The 1,351-nt window shown below is 76.7% G+C and carries 2 protein-coding genes; one reads left to right on the top strand and one right to left on the bottom strand.

Features of this window, described 5'->3' with window-relative positions:
• A partial coding sequence (locus B7767_RS35605; RefSeq protein ID WP_085575660.1) for an NAD(P)/FAD-dependent oxidoreductase occupies positions 1-872 on the top strand: 872 nt, incomplete at its 5' end.
• Here the strand turns inward: B7767_RS35605 and B7767_RS35600 are convergent.
• A partial coding sequence (locus B7767_RS35600; protein WP_085575661.1) for a TOPRIM nucleotidyl transferase/hydrolase domain-containing protein occupies positions 794-1,351 on the bottom strand: 558 nt, incomplete at its 5' end. The two genes, B7767_RS35605 and B7767_RS35600, sit on opposite strands and share 79 nt — an antisense overlap.

The raw sequence follows: 1,351 nt of genomic DNA, 5'->3' as shown, positions 1-1,351 counted from the left end.
GCGTGCGGCTGGCGCTGGGCACCCGCTACGCCGGCCGGCGGGGCGGCGCCTTCCTCCTGATGGGCCGCGACGGGCCGGCCGCGGTCCGGGCACGCTTCGTCGTCGGCGCCGACGGAGCGCGTTCGAGCGTCGCCCGCGACCTCGGCCTCGACCGCAACCACCGGCTGCTGATCGGTGCCGAAGAGGTCTTCGAGGTGCCCGCGAACGGTGAACCCCCGACCTTCCACTGCGTCCTCGACCCCTCGCTCGCCCCCGGGTACCTGGCCTGGGTGGTCAACGACGGGCGGCACGCCCATGTCGGGGTCGCGGGCTACGCCGACCGCTTCCCCCAGGGCCTGCGCCGGACCATGGAGCGGTTCGGCGCCTCGGCCCCCGGGCTGGCCGGCGTGGACCGGCCCGAGTCGGTGGAGCGACGCGGGGGCCCGATCCCCGTCGGCGGGGTGCTGCGCCGCATCGCCTGTGCCGAGGGGCTCCTGGTGGGGGACGCGGCGGGCGCGGTCTCGCCCCTCACCGCCGGGGGCCTGGACCCGTGCCTGCGACTGTCGGAGCTGGCCGCCTCCGTCCTCGACGACGCGCTGCGGTCGGGGCGACCGGAGACGTTGACCCACTACAGCGGAGCCGCCCTGCGCGCGCAGTTCCGGGGCCGGCTCACCCTGCGCAGGGGTCTGGCGCACATACGGACACCGGCCGCGTCCACAGCGGCGTTCGCCCTGCTGCGCACACCGTTCGGCCGGGCCGCGGCCGGCCGTGTCCTCTTCGGCGACCGGTCCTTCCCCGACCCGCCGCCCACCGGTCAGAGGCCGGTGAGCAGTCCGTCGAGCGGGGCGGGCACGCGCTCGGGGTGGAGGGCCTCGACGAGAACGCGACCGTAGTGGATCTTGCGGCCCTTCTTCGTGCCGAGGAAGCGCCGCAACCGCTGCTGCGGGGCGCGGTCCCGCTGGGCGGGCTGGCTCAGGAAGGTCCGCAGGGGGCGCAGGTCGCCCTCCGCCCGGACCAGTTCCTCCACCCGCGTCACTCCCAGCGCGCGGATGAGTTCGTCCTCCAGGTCCGCGGCGCAGACGAAGAACTCCTGCCGCGCCACACCGGCCCGCTCCAGCCCGCGGGCGTAGTAGCCGCGTTCGCCCTCGTCGCACAGCCCCGTGAGGCGCAGGCCCAGGCCGGGCGGCCCGAGCAGGCGGGCGAAGCGCCCGATGTTCATCGCGCCTCCCATCGGCAGGACGCAGATGCCCTCGGCCGCCAGGTTCCGGCCGCGGCCCGCGGCCAGCGCGTCGACCGCCGCGGCGTCGCTCAGCCCTTCGAGCAGGACCGCCGTCCGGATGTCGAGCCGCGCCGCCAGCTCGCGTGCGGGGCC

Source organism: Streptomyces sp. 13-12-16, from assembly GCF_002114215.1.
GTDB lineage: Bacteria > Actinomycetota > Actinomycetes > Streptomycetales > Streptomycetaceae > Streptomyces.
This window is presented reverse-complemented; position numbering and strand designations above follow the sequence as displayed.